General features: G+C 38.3%; 28 protein-coding genes and 1 pseudogene. 2 read left to right on the top strand and 27 right to left on the bottom strand.

The annotated features are described in order from the left end of the window. Positions 1-13: 13 nt before the first annotated feature. Positions 14-2,389: a glycosyl hydrolase family 18 protein gene (locus BSEPE_RS01555; protein ID WP_066043100.1), complete on the bottom strand. Its 2,376-nt coding sequence runs from the start codon at positions 2,387-2,389 to the stop codon at positions 14-16. Between the two features lie 141 nt (positions 2,390-2,530). Then, positions 2,531-3,754 carry an IS256 family transposase gene (locus BSEPE_RS01550; RefSeq protein ID WP_066046006.1) on the bottom strand — a complete coding sequence of 408 codons (1,224 nt, stop codon included), beginning with the start codon at positions 3,752-3,754 and terminating at the stop codon, positions 2,531-2,533. Between the two features lie 177 nt (positions 3,755-3,931). On the opposite strand from BSEPE_RS01550, the gene BSEPE_RS07965 reads away from it, so the two are divergent. Together BSEPE_RS07965 and BSEPE_RS08255 are read left to right on the top strand one after the other, a co-directional pair. Next, positions 3,932-4,078, top strand: a complete 147-nt coding sequence (locus tag BSEPE_RS07965) for a hypothetical protein (RefSeq protein ID WP_157059364.1) — start codon at positions 3,932-3,934, stop codon at positions 4,076-4,078. Between the two features lie 15 nt (positions 4,079-4,093). Continuing rightward, a pseudogene (locus BSEPE_RS08255) lies at positions 4,094-4,231 on the top strand (transposase); the annotation flags it as partial. A gap of 331 nt (positions 4,232-4,562) precedes the next feature. Here the strand turns inward: BSEPE_RS08255 and BSEPE_RS01545 are convergent. From BSEPE_RS01545 to rpsC, 25 genes are all read right to left on the bottom strand, one after another. Beyond that, positions 4,563-5,000: a GatB/YqeY domain-containing protein gene (locus tag BSEPE_RS01545; protein WP_083502944.1), complete on the bottom strand. Its 438-nt coding sequence runs from the start codon at positions 4,998-5,000 to the stop codon at positions 4,563-4,565. Beyond that, a complete protein-coding gene (locus BSEPE_RS01540; protein WP_157059363.1) occupies positions 4,997-5,428 on the bottom strand; it encodes a hypothetical protein in 432 nt (143 codons plus the stop codon). Before BSEPE_RS01540 ends, BSEPE_RS01545 begins: the two co-directional genes overlap by 4 nt. A gap of 80 nt (positions 5,429-5,508) precedes the next feature. Then, on the bottom strand, positions 5,509-5,673 hold the full coding sequence (locus BSEPE_RS07960) for a hypothetical protein (RefSeq protein WP_157059362.1): 165 nt from the start codon (positions 5,671-5,673) through the stop codon (positions 5,509-5,511). Between the two features lie 62 nt (positions 5,674-5,735). Next, a complete protein-coding gene (gene rpsU / locus BSEPE_RS01535; RefSeq protein WP_066043096.1) occupies positions 5,736-5,951 on the bottom strand; it encodes a 30S ribosomal protein S21 in 216 nt (71 codons plus the stop codon). A gap of 12 nt (positions 5,952-5,963) precedes the next feature. Further along, positions 5,964-6,350 (bottom strand): 50S ribosomal protein L17, encoded by a 387-nt coding sequence (gene rplQ / locus BSEPE_RS01530; RefSeq protein ID WP_066043094.1) that lies wholly within the window; start codon positions 6,348-6,350, stop codon positions 5,964-5,966. A gap of 9 nt (positions 6,351-6,359) precedes the next feature. After that, positions 6,360-7,340: a DNA-directed RNA polymerase subunit alpha gene (locus BSEPE_RS01525; protein ID WP_066045999.1), complete on the bottom strand. Its 981-nt coding sequence runs from the start codon at positions 7,338-7,340 to the stop codon at positions 6,360-6,362. 10 nt (positions 7,341-7,350) lie between these two features. Beyond that, on the bottom strand, positions 7,351-7,977 hold the full coding sequence (gene rpsD, locus BSEPE_RS01520) for a 30S ribosomal protein S4 (RefSeq protein ID WP_066043092.1): 627 nt from the start codon (positions 7,975-7,977) through the stop codon (positions 7,351-7,353). Between the two features lie 9 nt (positions 7,978-7,986). Beyond that, positions 7,987-8,370 (bottom strand): 30S ribosomal protein S11, encoded by a 384-nt coding sequence (gene rpsK, locus BSEPE_RS01515; protein WP_066043090.1) that lies wholly within the window; start codon positions 8,368-8,370, stop codon positions 7,987-7,989. Between the two features lie 16 nt (positions 8,371-8,386). Beyond that, positions 8,387-8,740 (bottom strand): 30S ribosomal protein S13, encoded by a 354-nt coding sequence (gene rpsM, locus BSEPE_RS01510; RefSeq protein WP_066043089.1) that lies wholly within the window; start codon positions 8,738-8,740, stop codon positions 8,387-8,389. Positions 8,741-8,870: 130 nt separating this feature from the next. Beyond that, positions 8,871-8,984, bottom strand: a complete 114-nt coding sequence (rpmJ, locus tag BSEPE_RS07825) for a 50S ribosomal protein L36 (protein WP_083502943.1) — start codon at positions 8,982-8,984, stop codon at positions 8,871-8,873. 12 nt (positions 8,985-8,996) lie between these two features. Continuing rightward, positions 8,997-10,292, bottom strand: a complete 1,296-nt coding sequence (gene secY / locus BSEPE_RS01505) for a preprotein translocase subunit SecY (protein ID WP_066043087.1) — start codon at positions 10,290-10,292, stop codon at positions 8,997-8,999. Between the two features lie 4 nt (positions 10,293-10,296). Continuing rightward, positions 10,297-10,731, bottom strand: a complete 435-nt coding sequence (rplO, locus tag BSEPE_RS01500) for a 50S ribosomal protein L15 (protein WP_066045996.1) — start codon at positions 10,729-10,731, stop codon at positions 10,297-10,299. Positions 10,732-10,744: 13 nt separating this feature from the next. Continuing rightward, complete coding sequence (gene rpmD, locus BSEPE_RS07820) at positions 10,745-11,011, bottom strand: 50S ribosomal protein L30 (protein WP_083502942.1); 267 nt, start codon at positions 11,009-11,011, stop codon at positions 10,745-10,747. Continuing rightward, the gene (gene rpsE, locus BSEPE_RS01490) at positions 11,011-11,529 is read right to left on the bottom strand and encodes a 30S ribosomal protein S5 (protein ID WP_066043084.1); all 519 of its coding nucleotides are present in this window, start codon (positions 11,527-11,529) and stop codon (positions 11,011-11,013) included. Before rpsE ends, rpmD begins: the two co-directional genes overlap by 1 nt. 23 nt (positions 11,530-11,552) lie before the next feature. Further along, entirely contained in the window at positions 11,553-11,894 is a 342-nt protein-coding gene (rplR, locus tag BSEPE_RS01485; protein ID WP_066043081.1) for a 50S ribosomal protein L18, read from the bottom strand. Positions 11,895-11,920: 26 nt separating this feature from the next. Beyond that, positions 11,921-12,466, bottom strand: a complete 546-nt coding sequence (gene rplF / locus BSEPE_RS01480; RefSeq protein ID WP_066043079.1) for a 50S ribosomal protein L6 — start codon at positions 12,464-12,466, stop codon at positions 11,921-11,923. A 12-nt stretch (positions 12,467-12,478) separates the two neighbouring features. After that, entirely contained in the window at positions 12,479-12,874 is a 396-nt protein-coding gene (gene rpsH, locus BSEPE_RS01475) for a 30S ribosomal protein S8 (RefSeq protein WP_066043077.1), read from the bottom strand. An 11-nt stretch (positions 12,875-12,885) separates the two neighbouring features. After that, complete coding sequence (rpsN, locus tag BSEPE_RS01470; protein WP_066043075.1) at positions 12,886-13,191, bottom strand: 30S ribosomal protein S14; 306 nt, start codon at positions 13,189-13,191, stop codon at positions 12,886-12,888. A gap of 5 nt (positions 13,192-13,196) precedes the next feature. Continuing rightward, on the bottom strand, positions 13,197-13,736 hold the full coding sequence (gene rplE / locus BSEPE_RS01465; RefSeq protein WP_066043072.1) for a 50S ribosomal protein L5: 540 nt from the start codon (positions 13,734-13,736) through the stop codon (positions 13,197-13,199). 27 nt (positions 13,737-13,763) lie between these two features. Next, positions 13,764-14,075, bottom strand: a complete 312-nt coding sequence (rplX, locus tag BSEPE_RS01460; RefSeq protein ID WP_066043070.1) for a 50S ribosomal protein L24 — start codon at positions 14,073-14,075, stop codon at positions 13,764-13,766. Next, positions 14,075-14,443, bottom strand: a complete 369-nt coding sequence (gene rplN / locus BSEPE_RS01455; RefSeq protein ID WP_066043068.1) for a 50S ribosomal protein L14 — start codon at positions 14,441-14,443, stop codon at positions 14,075-14,077. The genes rplX and rplN overlap by 1 nt, the downstream gene beginning before the upstream one ends. Positions 14,444-14,472: 29 nt before the next feature. Beyond that, positions 14,473-14,739, bottom strand: a complete 267-nt coding sequence (gene rpsQ / locus BSEPE_RS01450; RefSeq protein ID WP_066043066.1) for a 30S ribosomal protein S17 — start codon at positions 14,737-14,739, stop codon at positions 14,473-14,475. Further along, complete coding sequence (gene rpmC, locus BSEPE_RS01445; protein ID WP_066043064.1) at positions 14,736-14,924, bottom strand: 50S ribosomal protein L29; 189 nt, start codon at positions 14,922-14,924, stop codon at positions 14,736-14,738. The genes rpsQ and rpmC overlap by 4 nt, the downstream gene beginning before the upstream one ends. Continuing rightward, positions 14,924-15,334 carry a 50S ribosomal protein L16 gene (gene rplP, locus BSEPE_RS01440; RefSeq protein WP_066043036.1) on the bottom strand — a complete coding sequence of 137 codons (411 nt, stop codon included), beginning with the start codon at positions 15,332-15,334 and terminating at the stop codon, positions 14,924-14,926. Before rplP ends, rpmC begins: the two co-directional genes overlap by 1 nt. A gap of 11 nt (positions 15,335-15,345) precedes the next feature. Further along, positions 15,346-16,038, bottom strand: a complete 693-nt coding sequence (gene rpsC, locus BSEPE_RS01435; protein WP_066043033.1) for a 30S ribosomal protein S3 — start codon at positions 16,036-16,038, stop codon at positions 15,346-15,348.

Genomic DNA, 16,038 nt, shown 5'->3' with positions numbered 1-16,038 from the left:
CCTGAAATATTAATTACTTAACTTCTGTCCATTCAGACGCCGGAGGAGGGTTTCCTTGTGTCCACCATTTAGCGGTATATTTCTTACCGTTGTGAACTATAGTATCGCCTCCATTGTAGACATCACTAGCCTTCCAAATAGCAACACCAGAAGAATCAGTCTCTGCACTAACACGACCCCATTCAGGTGCTGGAGGAGGATTTCCTTGTGTCCACCATTTAGCGCTATAAACAACGCCTTTATACAGCACTTTATCGCCATTATTATAGACTTGTAGAGAATCCCAAGTATCGGCACTTGATGTATTGTCATTGACATTGTCATTGTCGTTGTCGTTGTCATTGCCATTGCCATTGTCATTGTCATTATTAGCAATACCGATCTCTTTCCATTCGCTTGCAGGTGGAGGATTTCCTAATGACCACCATTTAGCACTATAGACTTTTCCCTTGTACGATGCCTTGTCATCAGTATTATAGACTTTTGACACATCCCAACTAGCAGCACTTAATGTAGTATTGTTATTATTACCATCGTCGTTACCATTACCATTGCCATTGTCGTTGTCGTTGTCGTTACCATCGTCGTTGCCATTGCCATCGTCGTTGCTATTATAACCTGTGTAAACTCCAGGATTTTTAGCTCCCAAAGCATAACGACCAACTCCGTCCATTAGATGATAATTACTAGAATCACTTATATCAATATCACCATAAGAAATTGCCTCTTGCCAGCCTTTATCGCAACTCTGAGTCCAACTAGTACTCTCCATAACTTTACCTTTATGGTAAGAATAAGCACCAGCTAAAATTTCTACATTAGCATTAAAAATTGCCTTACACGAAGGAGCGAAAACCCAAGGTGTGCCATCGTCAATTTGCTCTTGAGAATGTCCATAAGATTGATGAATTTTTTCTAATAACATACCATTATCATCGTCAATTTGCCATGCAAATATACCTTTAGCACCAATTTCTTTTGCGTAAGCAACAATATCATCTATGCTTTGTTGAGAGGTATAACTAATAACATCACCTGTTTGACGATTAAAAACTAGATTAGATTTAAATTCAGGATAGTAGTAACTTTCCCAACCATTAATACCATCTAAATTTTCACCTAGTATATTTTTGTGAAGATCAAAATAAGAATAAACTCCTTCCTCGACTGACCCTTGTCTTTTACTCATACCTTTACTAGGCATACCTGGAACTTTACTAGGATTAGTTATACTGGCAGCAGCTTTTTGTCCACGACCATAAAAACCCACACCAAGTGATACTTTAGAGAAATCAGTAACATTGTGTTCATTACGCAATATTTCAATAGCACCATTTATAGTTTGAGCATCATTAGCAACTTTGCCATCAACACCAGCATTAAATCCAATAGTATTACTCCAACCACCGCTAAAGTCATAAGTCATAAGTCCCAGTCTATCAAGGTATGGCAACATATCACCAACAACAGCTCCACTAGCCTTGAAATTAGCTAACTTGTCAGTACCAACACCAATTGCAGCACTAAGGTCATAATGACGATCATTCTTCAACTTACCTAAACCATCAAGTGCTTCTCTAAGTTCTTCTAATAATAGAACATAATTTGCACCATCAGATGAAGGATCGCCTACATCGCTATCAAGACCTAAACCGCCAGGAAATTCCCAGTCAATATCAATACCATCAACAAAGTCCATTACAGGTTGAGACAACCACAAAACAACAGATTTAACGAATTGTTTGCGGCTTGCTTCAGTACTTGCCATCTCGAAAAAAGGACGACTATAAGACCATCCGCCCAAAGACCAAATAACCTTTAGGTTTGGGTTTCTAGTTTTCCAGTCAATCATGCCGCTCATTTGACCTTTGGTAATTGGTCCAACGCCAACGCCACCTTTTTGCCAAAAAGCACCAACATCATCAACAAGCGAAAGGTCGCCCTTGCTTAGAGATTTTATACCTGGCATCCAATAACCACCGTTACTTGACTGCATATTACTACAGGCGGTTTTAGAACCCGATCCGCCGCCATAAGCACCTGGATTGTCACCACAAATAGAGCCAAAAGCAACATAAACATGCGATAATTTCTTAACAGGAACATCGCTTGGCTTGTAATCACGACCACCATATACACCCCAAGTCGCATAGTATGCACTAACTTCTCTGCCTTCAGGAATTATATAATCCCTATCTTCAAAATAGACATAGCGTGGCGTCTTAGTTTTAACCGGTTTCCCAACAACATTTGGATCTGGTAAATTTTTTAAATTATCACTATAAGCACTTGGCTTGACAGCGACACTCGTAGCATGCACATTGACAGCGCCAATTAATGATAATGACAGTACAGCGGGTGCTGTGATTTTTGATAGAATTTTATTCATATTAATTTCCTTTATATTATAAGTATACTAATTCTATGTTTGCTACAATGAATTAGTAACTTAATATTATATAGAGGCCTTTGCATAAATCAATCCAAAACGACCCTGTAAACCAGATTGTGTAAACACCTCTTTCAAAAATCAGACATAATCCTTTAATCTATCCTCATGTAAGATTATAAACTGATTCATTGCTTGTGACCAATTTCGTATTGGCATTGTCCATTTCTTACTGGCTGCTTCAATGGCTAAAAAGACCACTTTAAAAGCAGAGTTATCATGATTAAAAATCTTTCTGTTTTTGATAGATTTTCTAATCACTGAGTTTAAGGATTCAATGGCATTAGTGGTATAGATTGCCTTTCTGATTGCCTCAGGATAAGCAAATAGAGTAGCAACATTATCCCAATTTCGTCGCCACGATTTGGCGATACTTGGGAACTGCGTATCCCATTTATACTCAAACTCATCTAACGCCAATAAAGCTTCTTCTTCAATAATAGACTGATAGATTTGCTTTAAATCACTAGCAACATTCTTACGTTCCTTATAGCCCACATATTTAAGCGAGTTGCGAACCATATGAACAATACACAGTTGTACATCAGCCTGTGGGAACACGGCATTAATAGCTTCGGGGAATCCCGTTAACCCATCGACTGAGGCGATCAGAATGTCTTTTACGCCACGATTAGCAATATCGTTAAGAACGCCCAACCAGAACTTAGAAGATTCATTTTTGGACAACCATAAGCCAAGACATTCTTTTTTACCCTCAAGATTAACGCCTAGGGCAATGTACATGGTCTTTTTAATGATTTGTTTATCTTGCCTAACTTTAATGACAATACCGTCTAAATAAACAATGGGGTAAATCTCATCCAATGGACGATTACGCCACTCTGTGGCTTGAGTAATAACCGCTTGTGTTACATTGGACACCAACGTTGCTGAGATGTCAGCGTCATACATCTCTTTAAAGGTTGTGACAATATCACGGGTGCTCATGCCTTTGGCATACAGGCTTAATATTTGATTATCAAAAGCGCCTAATCTGGTTTGACCCTTCTCAATGATAGCAGGCTCAAAGTTAGCATTGCGATCCCTTGGAATAGCAAGTTCAACTTCGCCATGATTACCTTTAACAATTTTAGAGTAGTAGCCATTGCGAGCGTTATTACTGGCATTAGATTCATTGCCATTTTGTCCATATTTTGGATAGCCAAGGTGATGTTCCATCTCAGCACCAAGTGCCGCTTCTATGGTCATCTTAACCAATGATGCAGACAAGTCTGCCAAGTCATCTTGGGTGTGGATGTCTTTGGCAAGCTCACCAGCAAAAGCACGGAGTTTTTGTTGGTTAATGCCTGTGTTGTTCAGTTGGTTCTTTTGGTTTTTTCTTAGTGTTGCGTTACTCATGTTTTTTCTCCTTTTTAGGGATTATAAAATATGAGGGTTTACACAATCTGTGTTTACAGGGTCTCCAAAACCACCAATCTGGCAAAATAACACCCATCTAAATCAATCATAAAAATACTAAAAATGTCTTGGAAAAACACAAAACAAAACTCATTTGCAGATTCTCTCTTTATCAAACATAAATCCCTATCAGAACTTGATGATGTGCATGACATCATCAACTGGGGTGAGATAGAGCAAACACTTTCAAACTTATATTCATCTGTATGAGGCGTATCTAGTTATCCGCCACTGATGATGTTTAAAATCCTCATCCTTCAAGCGTGGTACAATCTGAGTGATGAAGATGGCTTTGTTAAAAAGATGACCTATACCCTGGCAATGTGCATGACTCAAAAGAATTTGACAAACTGCTTGATATAAGTAAAGCCAAAACCTGTGGGCAAGTCTTTGCTGATAGTGCCTATGCCAATAAAAATAGTAATGAAAAACTGGGATGAATATTTTTAAGCGAATGTACAATCTGAGGGATTGTTGTATCCAATGAACGGAGAAAGAGTAAAAAATAAAGAGATAAAGCAATAAAATATAGATAAATCAAAGATTTTTATAAGAAAAATACAGTGGATTATAGAAAATATTTTTGAAAAACAGACAAACTGAAATTAAGGAAACAGATTATGAATTGTGCAAAGGTCTCATATAGAGTTTCATGATCTACCTTATTTAAGCAATAAGTAGTTTTAAGCCTGTATTACGAGAATTTAGATTTAATAACCGCTGAGACTACACCCATATCGGCTTTACCAGCCAATACACCTTTTAACGCACCCATTAACTTACCCATATCCGCCATAGAACTTGCGCCACTATCGGCAATAGCTTTGTCAACTGCTGTAACAATTTCAGCCTCTGATAGTTGGGCTGGCATATAGTTATTAATGATTGCCAACTCTGCCTCTTCCACTTCTACCAAGTCGATGCGACCCGCTTCTTTAAACTGTGAGATTGAGTCTTTGCGTTGCTTGACCATTTTTTGAACAACAGCAAGCACCTGGTCATCACTAACTTCGATGCGTTCATCAACTTCTTTTTGTTTGATGGCACCCAAAATCATACGAATGGCTTTTAAGGCATCTTTATCTTTTGCCTTCATTGCCAATTTCATATCGTCAGTGATGCGTTGTTTCAACACTCTTTTCTCACCGCTCTAGCGCCCTCTTGCATGCCTTTAATAAAGGTATATACAGGTATAATTTGCTCTTCCTTTATAAGGTTTTCACAAACTTTTATAGATTGATTTAATTCTTTACGGTCAAAAGTAACAGAATATGTCTCTTCTAAATAAGAAAATATACTTCTAATATAACGCTCGATGATAATACTGCCTTGAAGATGTTGAATAGAAAACACTAATACCTTTACAATATCAAGTTCAGTAATATTAATTCTAACTTCTTTAACGTAATTTGCTATGTCTGGCAATGAATGACTTATTGCAACATAAAAAATTTCTTTAAATCCCTCTTCTTCTTTAAAAAAATTGCCTTTGGTTTTATAAATTTCATAAATTAAACCGCAATAAGGGGCGAGAGTTTCTTCTGTTATGTTTATATTCATATTTTTTAAATTATAAGATTGTTTATGTAAAAAAAAAGGCTTTGTCAAGCAAAGCCTTTTAAAAAAAATAATGCATTAAATTACTGGTATTCTTTTAAATCTTCCTTGATTTTTTCACACTCATGATTATCTTTAACACATGTTTCTTCTATTGTTCCTGCAATTTTATTAAACTCATTAATATTTTCATTAATTATTACCGAACTCTCTTCTGAAAACCCATAATTTTCGACCCAAATACTCATAACCTTCTCCTTTTCTAGTCACGCCTATATATCTTACCTAAAAAATCCTTCTATTGTAAACATTAATACATGCGCTTACGATGAATGCGGTTTTTAGCCATTTCTTTATGGGTACGCTTGACGGCTGCTGCCTTCATACGCTTATTAACCCAAGTTGGCTTTTCATAGAATTCTTTCTTACGAACATCAGTAATAACACCAGCTCTGTCACAAGTGCGACGAAAGCGTCTAAGTGCGATATCAAATGGTTCGTTGTCTCTTACTTTAATTGAAGGCATATTAAATTTCCTTTATGAATCTGCAGAATCGTTAGCAGCGCTATCGAAATCAACTAATTGAACAATCGCCATTGGCGCTTTATCGCCAGTGCGAAAACCGGCTTTAAGAATACGGATATAACCACCTGGGCGCTTCTCGTAGAATGGACCTAATTCAGTGAACAACTTAGCAACCATTGCATCATCACGCAACCTTGCAAACGCATAACGACGATTAGCAACGCTGTCTATCTTAGCCTTAGTGATTAATGGTTCAACAACGCGACGAAGTTCCTTCGCCTTTGGTAAAGTTGTTCTGATTGTTTCGTGAAGAAACAATGAATTTGCCATATTCTTAAACATCGCTTTACGATGAGAAGAGTTACGATTTAGCTGTCTACCTGACTTTCTATGTCTCATACTATTTCCTTATTCACTCATTAAATCAACTGGCGGCCAATTTTCAATGGCTGTACCTAATTCTAGGCCTTTGTCAGTTAATACTTCTTTAATTTCATTCAACGACTTACGACCTAAGTTAGGGGTTCTTAGTAAATCTTGTTCAGATTTCTGGATTAAATCACCAATGTAATAAATTTGCTCAGCTTTTAAGCAATTTGCACTACGAACCGTTAACTCTAACTCGTCTACTGCTGCTAACAATTGTGGATCAAAATCATCTGAAGTAGGTAATACCTCTTCTTCTTCAACTAATTCTAACTCAACAAATGAAGACAATTGGTCTTGTAAGATAGTTGCTGCACGCTTAATCGCTGCTTCAGCATTAACAGAGCCATTCGTTTCAAGTTCAATGTTTAATTTGTCAAGATTAACCTTTTGCCCAACACGCGCCGCGTCAACTGTAAAGCTAACACGCTTAATTGGGGAAAAACTTGCGTCTAGTTGCATACCGCCGATGGCTGATGCTTCATCATCGCGTGCTGCAGCGGCATCATAACCAGTACCCGTAGCAATCTTAAGCGTCATGCGTATATGTCCACCAGCATTTACCGTGGCAATCACTTTATCCTTATTAAACACCTGAACATCAGTACCATTTGCTTCAATATCAGCCACTGTGATTTCACAAGGGCCTTTTTTATCAATAACAACTTCAGCTGATTCAGAAGTATTTAGTGCAACTGAAACCTCTTTAAGGTTTAATAAAATATCCAATACATCTTCTTGGACGCTATCAATAGTTGAAAACTCGTGCATCACACCGTCAATCGCCACTTCAGTAATCGCTGAACCCACCATAGAGGATAACAGTGTTCTCCTGAGTGCATTACCTAGTGTATAACCAAAACCTTTTTCTAAAGGCTCAAGAATAACTCTATATTGGTTGGTTGCCGTTTCTGTTAAATCAACTAACTTTGGCTTTAAAAAATCTTTTGCTTTTCCTTGCATAATAGTACCTTTATTTTGAATATAGTTCAACAATTAGATGCTCTGCGATGTCAGACGACAAATCATCACGGGCAGGAACATTTTTAAATACACCCTTAAGTGCTTTAGTATCAACATCAATCCACTCGGGCTGCTCACCTTGTCCAGCAAGTTCTACTGCCAATTGAATGCGACTTTGTTTTTTTGCTTTTTCTCTAATAGAAATCTCATCGTTAGCACTCACTTGGTAAGAAGGAATATTAATCACGCAGCCGTTGACTAAAATAGATTTGTGAGACACTAACTGTCTAGATTCAGCACGCGTAGAGCCAAAACCCATACGGTAAACCACATTATCAAGACGACACTCTAAAAGGCTAAGTAAGTTTTCACCAGTTGAACCTTTCTTTTGAGATGCTTTCTTGTAATATGAGCGGAATTGCTTTTCTAAGATGCCATAAATGCGTCTTACTTTTTGCTTTTCGCGTAATTGCAAACCATACTCAGTAGGTTTCGCTGGACGGGCAGTTGCACCGTGCATACCAGGGAGTTGCGTTACTTTACATTTAGAATCTAATGATCTAATGCCACTTTTTAGAAATAAGTCCGTGCCTTCGCGACGCGCTAATTTACAAGTAGGTCCAGTATATCTAGCCATAATTTATCCTTATACTCTGCGTTTCTTAGAAGGACGACAACCATTATGAGGGATTGGCGTCACATCTGTGATTGATTGAATTTTTAACCCTTGTGCGTTCAAACCACGAATGGCTGAATCTCTACCAGGACCAGGACCTTTAACACGAACATCTAAATTCTTCATGCCGAAAGTCAATGCTTTTTCACCACAATTACCAGCTGCTACTTGTGCTGCAAATGGGGTTGATTTTCTAGAGCCTCTAAAACCAGAACCACCAGAAGTCGCCCAACATACTGCATTACCATGACGATCAGTAATCATAACAATGGTGTTGTTGAATGTTGCGTGAATATGCGCAATACCGTCGGTGACGACTTTCTTTGATTTTTTCTTTACTGGTGTTTTAGCCATAATAGTTACCTAATAATTATTTAATTAAACGACGAGGACCCTTGCGAGTTCTAGCGTTTGTCTTAGTTCTTTGTCCACGAAGTGGCAATCCTTTTCTGTGACGAATGCCACGATAACAACCTAAATCCTTCAAACGCTTAATATTCATTGCGATCTCACGACGAAGGTCACCTTCAACTTCAAAGCTTGCAACAGCAGCACGAATTAACTCCAACTGGTCTTCAGCTATGTCTGACACCTTGGTGCTTTCATCTAATTTAAGTTCTGTGCAAATCGCTTTTGCACGCGTTGCGCCAATACCAAAAATTGACTGTAAGCCAATAACAATATGTTTATGTGTTGGAACATTTATTCCCGCTATTCTAGCCATTTACCTTTTCCTTTATATCTTATTTTTATTAAAATCCATCCTGTTTCTTTCTTCTTTAAAAACAGTAACGAAATTAAAATTTGCAAAGCGGGCAATTATACCTTGCCAGCCTTCCCCTGTCAATTCTCAATTAACCTTGTCTTTGTTTGTGCCTAGGCTCTTTACAAATAACACGAACAACGCCGTGTCGCTTGATGATTTTACAATTGATACAAATTTTCTTAACTGATGCTCTTACTTTCATAATACTTACCTTCTAATTTAAACCTGATTTTTTCATTAATGACTCATACTGATTAGACATTAAATGTGATTGCGCTTGAGTAATAAAATCCATTACCACAACCACAATAATTAACAAACTGGTACCACCAAAATAAAAGGGTACATTCCAATATAAAATCAAAAATTCTGGCAACAGGCAAACTGCAGTAATATAAACCGCACCTGATGCTGTTAAACGCGATGTTACTGCGTCAATATAATCCGCTGAATGCTTACCTGGGCGGATGCCTGGAATAAAGCCGCCTGACTTACGCAAGTTATCAGCCATATCCTTTGAATCAAAAGTTAACGCCGTGTAGAAAAATGTAAAAAATACAATTGCTAAACCATAAAACATAACATACAACGGCTGACCTGGAGAAATACTCGCCGTCAAATCAGCTAACCAACCCAAGCCATCCGATTGTGAAAACCAGCCGCCTAAAGTTGCTGGGAACAAAATAATCGAAGAAGCAAAAATTGGTGGAATCACACCCGCCATATTAATCTTTAATGGCAAGTATGAACTCTGTCCACCTACCATACTACGGCCTTGCTGACGCTTAGCGTAATTCACCGTAATACGGCGTTGCCCTCGTTCCATAAATACCACAAAAGCCGTTACTAATAAAGTCATTGCCAATAAAATAACAACTAAAATAACCGCCAATTCTCCCGTAGAAACCAACGATAAAGTTGAGCCTATTGCCTTAGGCAGACCCGAAACAATACCTGCAAAAATAATCATCGAGATACCGTTACCAATGCCTTTTTCTGTAATTTGTTCGCCTAACCACATTAAAAACAAAGTTCCCGTGGTCAAAGTAACTACTGTTACCAAACTAAAAGTAAAACCACCACTTGTTACTAAAGCCACGCCACCTGCGCTTTGTGATTGCAAAGCAATAGAGATACCATATGACTGAAACACCGCCAATAACACCGTGCCCATACGCGTATATTGGGTAATCTTTCGTTTTCCAGTTTCACCTTCTTTTTTAAGTTGCTCTAATTTTGGCACCACTGAAGTCATTAACTGAATGATAATTGATGCCGAAATATAAGGCATAATACCCAATGTAAAAATCGATAATCTTGCTAAAGCACCACCAGAAAACATATTGAACATATCTAAAATCGTGCCTTGCTGATCTTGCACCAATGACGCTAGCGCAGTTGAAGAAATAAAAGGGATGGTAATATGTGTACCCAGTCTGAAAACAATTAACGCACCCAATAAAAAGAAAATGCGCTTTGATAAATCTTGGGAAATTCCAGACTGACTCATAAAATTACTCTTTTATTGTGCCTTTGGCCGCTTCAATCGCTGATTTTGCACCTTTAGTTGCTTTAATACCTGTTAAAGTAATTGCTCTATTGATTTCACCAGAAAGCATCACTTTGACACGCTTAATATTCTTAGTCACTAAATTATGCTGCTTTAATACATCAATCGTAATTTCTTTTTCCTCTAACTTGTCAAGTTCAGACAAAGTAACTTGCGAAGTAATGATTGAAACACGGGAAGAGAAACCAACCTTAGGAAGGCGTCGTTGCAGGGGCATCTGACCACCTTCAAAACCGATTTTAGTAAAACCACCAGAACGAGCCTTTTGACCTTTGTGACCACGACCACAAGTTTTACCAAAGCCACTGCCAATGCCACGACCAACGCGTTTTCTAGATTTTTTCTCACCTTCTGCAGGAGACAATGTGTTTAATTGCATAGTATTCATAATTTTAACCTTCTACCTTTAATAGGTAAGCTATCTTGTTAATCATGCCTCTGACTTCTGGCGTATCAACCAACTCTACTGTGTGATTAATACGCTTAAGCCCAAGACCTGTTACGGTTGCACGATGCGATGGTAGGCGACCAAAGAAGCTCTTAACCAAAGTAACGCTTACCGTGTTCTTTTTAGGTGCCGCTTTTTTAGCGACTACCTTTTTAGGTGCTGTTTTTTTAGCAGTGGCTTTCTTTACTGTTACTTTTTTCTCTTCAGCCATTACACTTCTCCAGTAATTTCTTCAACACTCTTGCCACGCTTGGCTGCTACCAACTGTGGAGATGACATTGTCGTCAAACCTTCAATCGTTGCACGAACAACACTAATAGGGTTGCGGGTACCGTTACATTTTGCTAAGATATCATGAACACCAACTGCTTCCAATACACTACGCATTGGACCACCAGCAATAACGCCAGTACCTTCTGATGCAGGTTGCATATAAACTTTTGCAGCACCGACACTTGAAGTAATTGAATAATAAAGGGTGCCATTTTTAAGGGGAACTTTCTTCATTGCTTTCTTGGCTTTGTCCATTGCTTTTTGGATGGCAATAGGCACTTCACGAGCTTTTCCCGTACCATAACCTACTTTACCATTACCATCACCAACAACAACCAATGCTGAGAAGCCAAAGATACGACCTCCTTTAACTACTTTTACAACACGACGAATGTTGACCAATTTTTCAATATAGTCATCGCCGTCTTCTTTATTTTTTTTTCTAAAATCTGCCATTCTCTATGCCTTTTTATATTTTTTTAAAAGTCTAAGCCGCCATCTCTAGCTGCTTCTGCTAATGCCTTAACACGACCATGGTATTTAAAACCAGAGCGGTCAAACGCAACCTTGGTCACTTTTGCTGCTTTTGCTAATTTGGCAATCTCTGCACCAATCTTAGTTGCTGCTGCGACATTGCCGCCATTTTTTTCTTTTAAGCTAGACGCTTGAGCCAAAGTCTTCGTGCCACAAGCACTAATCACTTGCACATAAATATGTTGAGAAGACTTATAAACGCATAAACGCTCAACACCCTTCTCAGCATGCTTTGCTCTAAACTTAGTTGCTCTTCTTAAACGAGCTTGTTTTTTAGAAAGTTTCATACAATACCTTTAATTAATTATTCGCTCTATTTCTTTTTCGCTTCTTTACGAACCACATGCTCATCAGTATAACGAACACCTTTGCCTTTATAAGGCTCTGGTGGGCGATAAGCACGAATTTCCGCAGCTACTTGACCTACTTTTTGCTTGTCCATACCCTTAATAACAATCTCTGTTTGAGAGGGTGTTTCAGCGCTAATGCCTTCTGGCAATGTGTACTGAACAGGATGTGAAAAACCCAAAGTTAAATCTATTACTTTACCTGCTGATTTTGCACGGTAACCAACACCAATAAGTGTTAGTGTTTTTACCCAGCCTTCTGAAACACCTTGAATTAAATTCGCTGTGTTGGCTCTTGCGGTACCCGCTTGCGCCCAGGCTTTCTTTTGATCTTTTTTATCAAGTTTGGCAATATCAAAGGTTAAAACATTCTCCGCATTGGTAACCGTTACTGACGGATGAACGACCATCTGCATTTGACCTAATTTACCTTTAACAATCATTGAAGAACCGCTTAACGATACTTCAATACCAGTTGGTATTGTAATGGGTGCTTTTGCTACTCTAGACATCTTATAACTCCTTTAAGAAACGCTGCACAAAACTTCACCACCCACATTTTGGGCCGCTGCATTTTGTCCAGTCATTACACCCTTAGGCGTTGAAACAATAACAATACCTAGGCCATTCATAACACTTGGCATTTCGGTACTCTTCGCATAAACACGCAAGCTTGGCTTTGAAATTCTTTTCAATGTTTCAATAACAGGCTTCTCATCATAATACTTTAACTTAACCGTTAAAGTTTTAGTGGCCTTTTCACCTGCAACACTAAATGATTCAATATAACCTTCTTGTTGCATAACACTTGCAATAGCAGACTTTAAATTTGATGCTGGAATGTTAACTTCTTTCTTTTCAACCATATGTGCATTACGAATGCGGGTTAACATATCAGCGACTGGATCAGACATACTCATAATCTATTCTCCTACCAACTTGCTTTAGATAAACCAGGAACTTCACCGTTCATGGTGCGCTCTCTTAATTTGATTCTTGACAAACCAAACTTACGATAAAAACCGTGTGGACGACCTGTCAAACCACAGCGACTACGCTGCCTAGTTGGCGATGCATCACGCGGTAAACCTTGTAACTTAATAGTCGCTTGGAAGCGCTCTTCATCAGAGGAATGCACACTCTTAATTATTTTTTTGAGTTCGAGGCGTTTCGTTTGGTATTTTGCAACCAACTTCATGCGCTTGATGTCTCTATTTATCATAGACTTTTTAGCCATTTTCTTTATCCTTTAAATGGGAAATTAAACATTGCCAATAGTTTCTTAGCGTCTTCATCATTCTGTGCACTGGTAGTGATAGCAATATCCATACCACGCACGCTTGTTACTTTTTCGAAATCAATTTCTGGGAATACGATTTGCTCTGTTAAACCCATATTGTAATTACCGCGACCATCAAATGATTTCTCATTCAAACCACGAAAATCACGAATACGCGGAATCGCAATGTTAACCAAGCGATCCAAGAATTCATACATCTTTTCTTTGCGTAAAGTTACCTTGCAACCAATAGCGTTACCTTCTCTTAACTTAAAGCTTGCTACTGATTTTCGTGCAATACAGGTCATTGGTTTTTGACCTGCAATTAAACTCATTTCTTCTAATGCACTTTGCAAAATTTTCTTATCACCCAAGGCACTACCCAAACCCATATTGATAGTAATTTTTTCAATCTTAGGGATTGCCATTGGATTCTTCTGACCTAACTCTTTTTGTAAAGCAGGTAGAATCTCATTCTTATATTGTTGTTGTAATCTAGACACTGTATTTTCCTTTATCCTTTAACTGTCTCAAACGATTGCATCGCCGTTTGATTTAAAAAATCTTTCTTTGTTGCCGTCTTTGTCAGTACGAATACCAACTCTATCGGCTTTCTTAGTTTTTGCATTGTAAAGTGCGACATTTGAAATTGCCATTGGCATTTCAGTATCAACAATACCGCCTGTAACACCTGCATTTGGATTAGGACGAACATGCTTTTTAGCAATATTCAAACCTTCAACAATAACCTTAGCACCGATAACTTTTGTTACTGTACCTTTTGAGCCTTTATCTTTACCTGCAATGACGATTATTTCATCGTTTAATTTAATTTTTTGCATTATAGTACCTCGGGTGCTAATGACACAATCTTCATAAATTTAGCGTTACGCAACTCACGAGTTACAGGACCAAAGATACGCGTGCCAACTGGTTCAAGTTTTGTGTTTAACAATACCACGGCATTATTATCAAAACGAATACGCGATCCGTCAGCACGACGAACACCTTGCGCCGTACGAACAACAACAGCGTCATAAACATCACCTTTCTTCACTTTAGCGCGCGGTGCGGCTTCTTTAATACTGACTTTAACCACATCACCGATATTCGCATAACGACGCTTAGAGCCACCTAATACTTTAATACACATTGCTTTGACACCACCACTGTTGTCGGCAATATGAAGTTTTGTTTGCATTTGAATCATGTCTTATTCTCTTTTTATTATGCTAATAATTAATCAATCGCAACTGATTTTTCAAGGACTTCTAACAACGCCCAACATTTAGTTTTTGAAAATGGCTTCGCCTCAACTACTCTTACTGTGTCACCTAAACCACATTCGTTGTTTGCATCATGTGCGTGCACCTTAGTACTACGCTTGATGTACTTTTTATAAATCGGGTGTCTTACTTTACGCTCAATTTCAACCGCAATTGTTTTATCACGACTATTGCTAACAACTTTACCTGTTAATACGCGTTCTACTTTATTCTCACTCATACTTGTTTCTCTTTGATAATAGTTTTAACTCGTGCAATTGACTTTTTAATCTTTCTTAACTTAGATGCATCATCTAATTGTGAACTTTTGTGTTGCATGCGCAACTCAAAGTGCTCTTTTAGAAGTGTCATCAAAGTTTCGTTAAGTGCAGAAGTGTCTTGACCTCTTAATTCTTTTGCGTCCATTACATTGCCATCCTTTTAATTACTTTTGTTTTTACTGGTAATTTTGCTGACGCAAGTGCAAATGCTTCAACCGCAACAGCCTCATCAACCCCTTGCATTTCAAATAACATTTGACCCGGTTTAATCTGCGAAACCCAATATTCAACGCTACCTTTACCTTTACCCATACGAACTTCTAATGGTTTTTTGGTAATAGGCTTGTCTGGGAATACACGAATCCAAATCTTACCTTGGCGTTTTACATGACGCGTCATCGCTCTACGAGCAGATTCTATTTGTCTGGCAGTCATGCGACACCTACCAACAGCCTGCAAACCAATTTCACCGAAACTAACCTTGTGACCAGTTGCGAGACCGCGGTTGCGACCTTTCATCATTTTTCTAAATTTTGTGCGTTTAGGTTGTAACATTTCTCAATCCTTTATTTCTTGCCAATTTGATTAGTAGCACCACGACGAGCAACCTCATCTAATGTGCCTTTCTTATGGTCTAAGATTTCACCTTTAAAGATCCAAACCTTAATACCAATTACACCATACTGTGTGTTTGCACCATAATGCGCATAATCAACATCCGCTCTAAATGTATGTAATGGCACACGACCTTCGCGATACCACTCAGAACGAGCAATTTCTGCACCGTTCAAGCGACCACTAACCATAACTTTAATACCCTGGGCACCTAAGCGAGTAGCATTACCCAATACACGCTTAACAGCACGACGATACATCACACGCTTTTCTAACTGTTGTGCAATATTCTCTGCCACTAGGCGCGCATCTAATTCTGGCTTTTTAATTTCTTCAATGCTAATATGTACCGGCACACCCATCATCTTGGTAATGATGACTTTTAATGCTTCAATGTCTGCACCTTTTTTACCAATGACGATACCTGGGCGAGCAGTATGAATAATTACTTTAGCATTATTTGCTAGGCGTTCAATTTGAACACGACTAACAGAAGCCTCTTTTAATTCCTCAAACAAGAAATCTCTAACTTCGATATCAGATAATAAGTACTTAGGGTAGTCTTGAGAATTCGCATACCACTTAGAATCCCAATCTTTAACGATGCCTAATCTAATACCTTTTGGATTTACTTTTTGACCCAT

The organism is endosymbiont of Bathymodiolus septemdierum str. Myojin knoll, from assembly GCF_001547755.1.
Lineage (GTDB): Bacteria > Pseudomonadota > Gammaproteobacteria > PS1 > Pseudothioglobaceae > Thiodubiliella.
The sequence above is the reverse complement of the archived record's forward strand: the minus strand, read 5'-3'. Positions and strand labels throughout refer to the sequence as shown.

What these genes read in the sequence shown, in the direction of transcription:
- rplQ (WP_066043094.1), bottom strand. Translation starts at nt 6,350, where the DNA reads ATGAGACATAGAAAGTCAGGTAGACAGCTAAATCGTAACTCTTCTCAT.
- rpsD (WP_066043092.1), bottom strand. Translation starts at nt 7,977, where the DNA reads ATGGCTAGATATACTGGACCTACTTGTAAATTAGCGCGTCGCGAAGGC.
- rplR (WP_066043081.1), bottom strand. Translation starts at nt 11,894, where the DNA reads ATGAAACTTTCTAAAAAACAAGCTCGTTTAAGAAGAGCAACTAAGTTT.
- BSEPE_RS07965 (WP_157059364.1), top strand. Translation starts at nt 3,932, where the DNA reads ATGTCTTGGAAAAACACAAAACAAAACTCATTTGCAGATTCTCTCTTT.
- rplF (WP_066043079.1), bottom strand. Translation starts at nt 12,466, where the DNA reads ATGTCTAGAGTAGCAAAAGCACCCATTACAATACCAACTGGTATTGAA.
- secY (WP_066043087.1), bottom strand. Translation starts at nt 10,292, where the DNA reads ATGAGTCAGTCTGGAATTTCCCAAGATTTATCAAAGCGCATTTTCTTT.
- rpsN (WP_066043075.1), bottom strand. Translation starts at nt 13,191, where the DNA reads ATGGCTAAAAAGTCTATGATAAATAGAGACATCAAGCGCATGAAGTTG.
- BSEPE_RS01555 (WP_066043100.1), bottom strand. Translation starts at nt 2,389, where the DNA reads ATGAATAAAATTCTATCAAAAATCACAGCACCCGCTGTACTGTCATTA.
- rplP (WP_066043036.1), bottom strand. Translation starts at nt 15,334, where the DNA reads ATGTTACAACCTAAACGCACAAAATTTAGAAAAATGATGAAAGGTCGC.
- BSEPE_RS07960 (WP_157059362.1), bottom strand. Translation starts at nt 5,673, where the DNA reads ATGAGTATTTGGGTCGAAAATTATGGGTTTTCAGAAGAGAGTTCGGTA.
- rplN (WP_066043068.1), bottom strand. Translation starts at nt 14,443, where the DNA reads ATGATTCAAATGCAAACAAAACTTCATATTGCCGACAACAGTGGTGGT.
- rpsM (WP_066043089.1), bottom strand. Translation starts at nt 8,740, where the DNA reads ATGGCTAGAATAGCGGGAATAAATGTTCCAACACATAAACATATTGTT.
- rpmJ (WP_083502943.1), bottom strand. Translation starts at nt 8,984, where the DNA reads ATGAAAGTAAGAGCATCAGTTAAGAAAATTTGTATCAATTGTAAAATC.
- rplO (WP_066045996.1), bottom strand. Translation starts at nt 10,731, where the DNA reads ATGCAATTAAACACATTGTCTCCTGCAGAAGGTGAGAAAAAATCTAGA.
- rpsK (WP_066043090.1), bottom strand. Translation starts at nt 8,370, where the DNA reads ATGGCTAAAACACCAGTAAAGAAAAAATCAAAGAAAGTCGTCACCGAC.
- rpsQ (WP_066043066.1), bottom strand. Translation starts at nt 14,739, where the DNA reads ATGAGTGAGAATAAAGTAGAACGCGTATTAACAGGTAAAGTTGTTAGC.
- BSEPE_RS01525 (WP_066045999.1), bottom strand. Translation starts at nt 7,340, where the DNA reads ATGCAAGGAAAAGCAAAAGATTTTTTAAAGCCAAAGTTAGTTGATTTA.
- rpsC (WP_066043033.1), bottom strand. Translation starts at nt 16,038, where the DNA reads ATGGGTCAAAAAGTAAATCCAAAAGGTATTAGATTAGGCATCGTTAAA.
- BSEPE_RS01540 (WP_157059363.1), bottom strand. Translation starts at nt 5,428, where the DNA reads ATGAATATAAACATAACAGAAGAAACTCTCGCCCCTTATTGCGGTTTA.
- rpmC (WP_066043064.1), bottom strand. Translation starts at nt 14,924, where the DNA reads ATGGACGCAAAAGAATTAAGAGGTCAAGACACTTCTGCACTTAACGAA.
- rpsH (WP_066043077.1), bottom strand. Translation starts at nt 12,874, where the DNA reads ATGAGTATGTCTGATCCAGTCGCTGATATGTTAACCCGCATTCGTAAT.
- rpsE (WP_066043084.1), bottom strand. Translation starts at nt 11,529, where the DNA reads ATGGCAGATTTTAGAAAAAAAAATAAAGAAGACGGCGATGACTATATT.
- rpsU (WP_066043096.1), bottom strand. Translation starts at nt 5,951, where the DNA reads ATGCCTTCAATTAAAGTAAGAGACAACGAACCATTTGATATCGCACTT.
- rpmD (WP_083502942.1), bottom strand. Translation starts at nt 11,011, where the DNA reads ATGGCTGAAGAGAAAAAAGTAACAGTAAAGAAAGCCACTGCTAAAAAA.
- rplX (WP_066043070.1), bottom strand. Translation starts at nt 14,075, where the DNA reads ATGCAAAAAATTAAATTAAACGATGAAATAATCGTCATTGCAGGTAAA.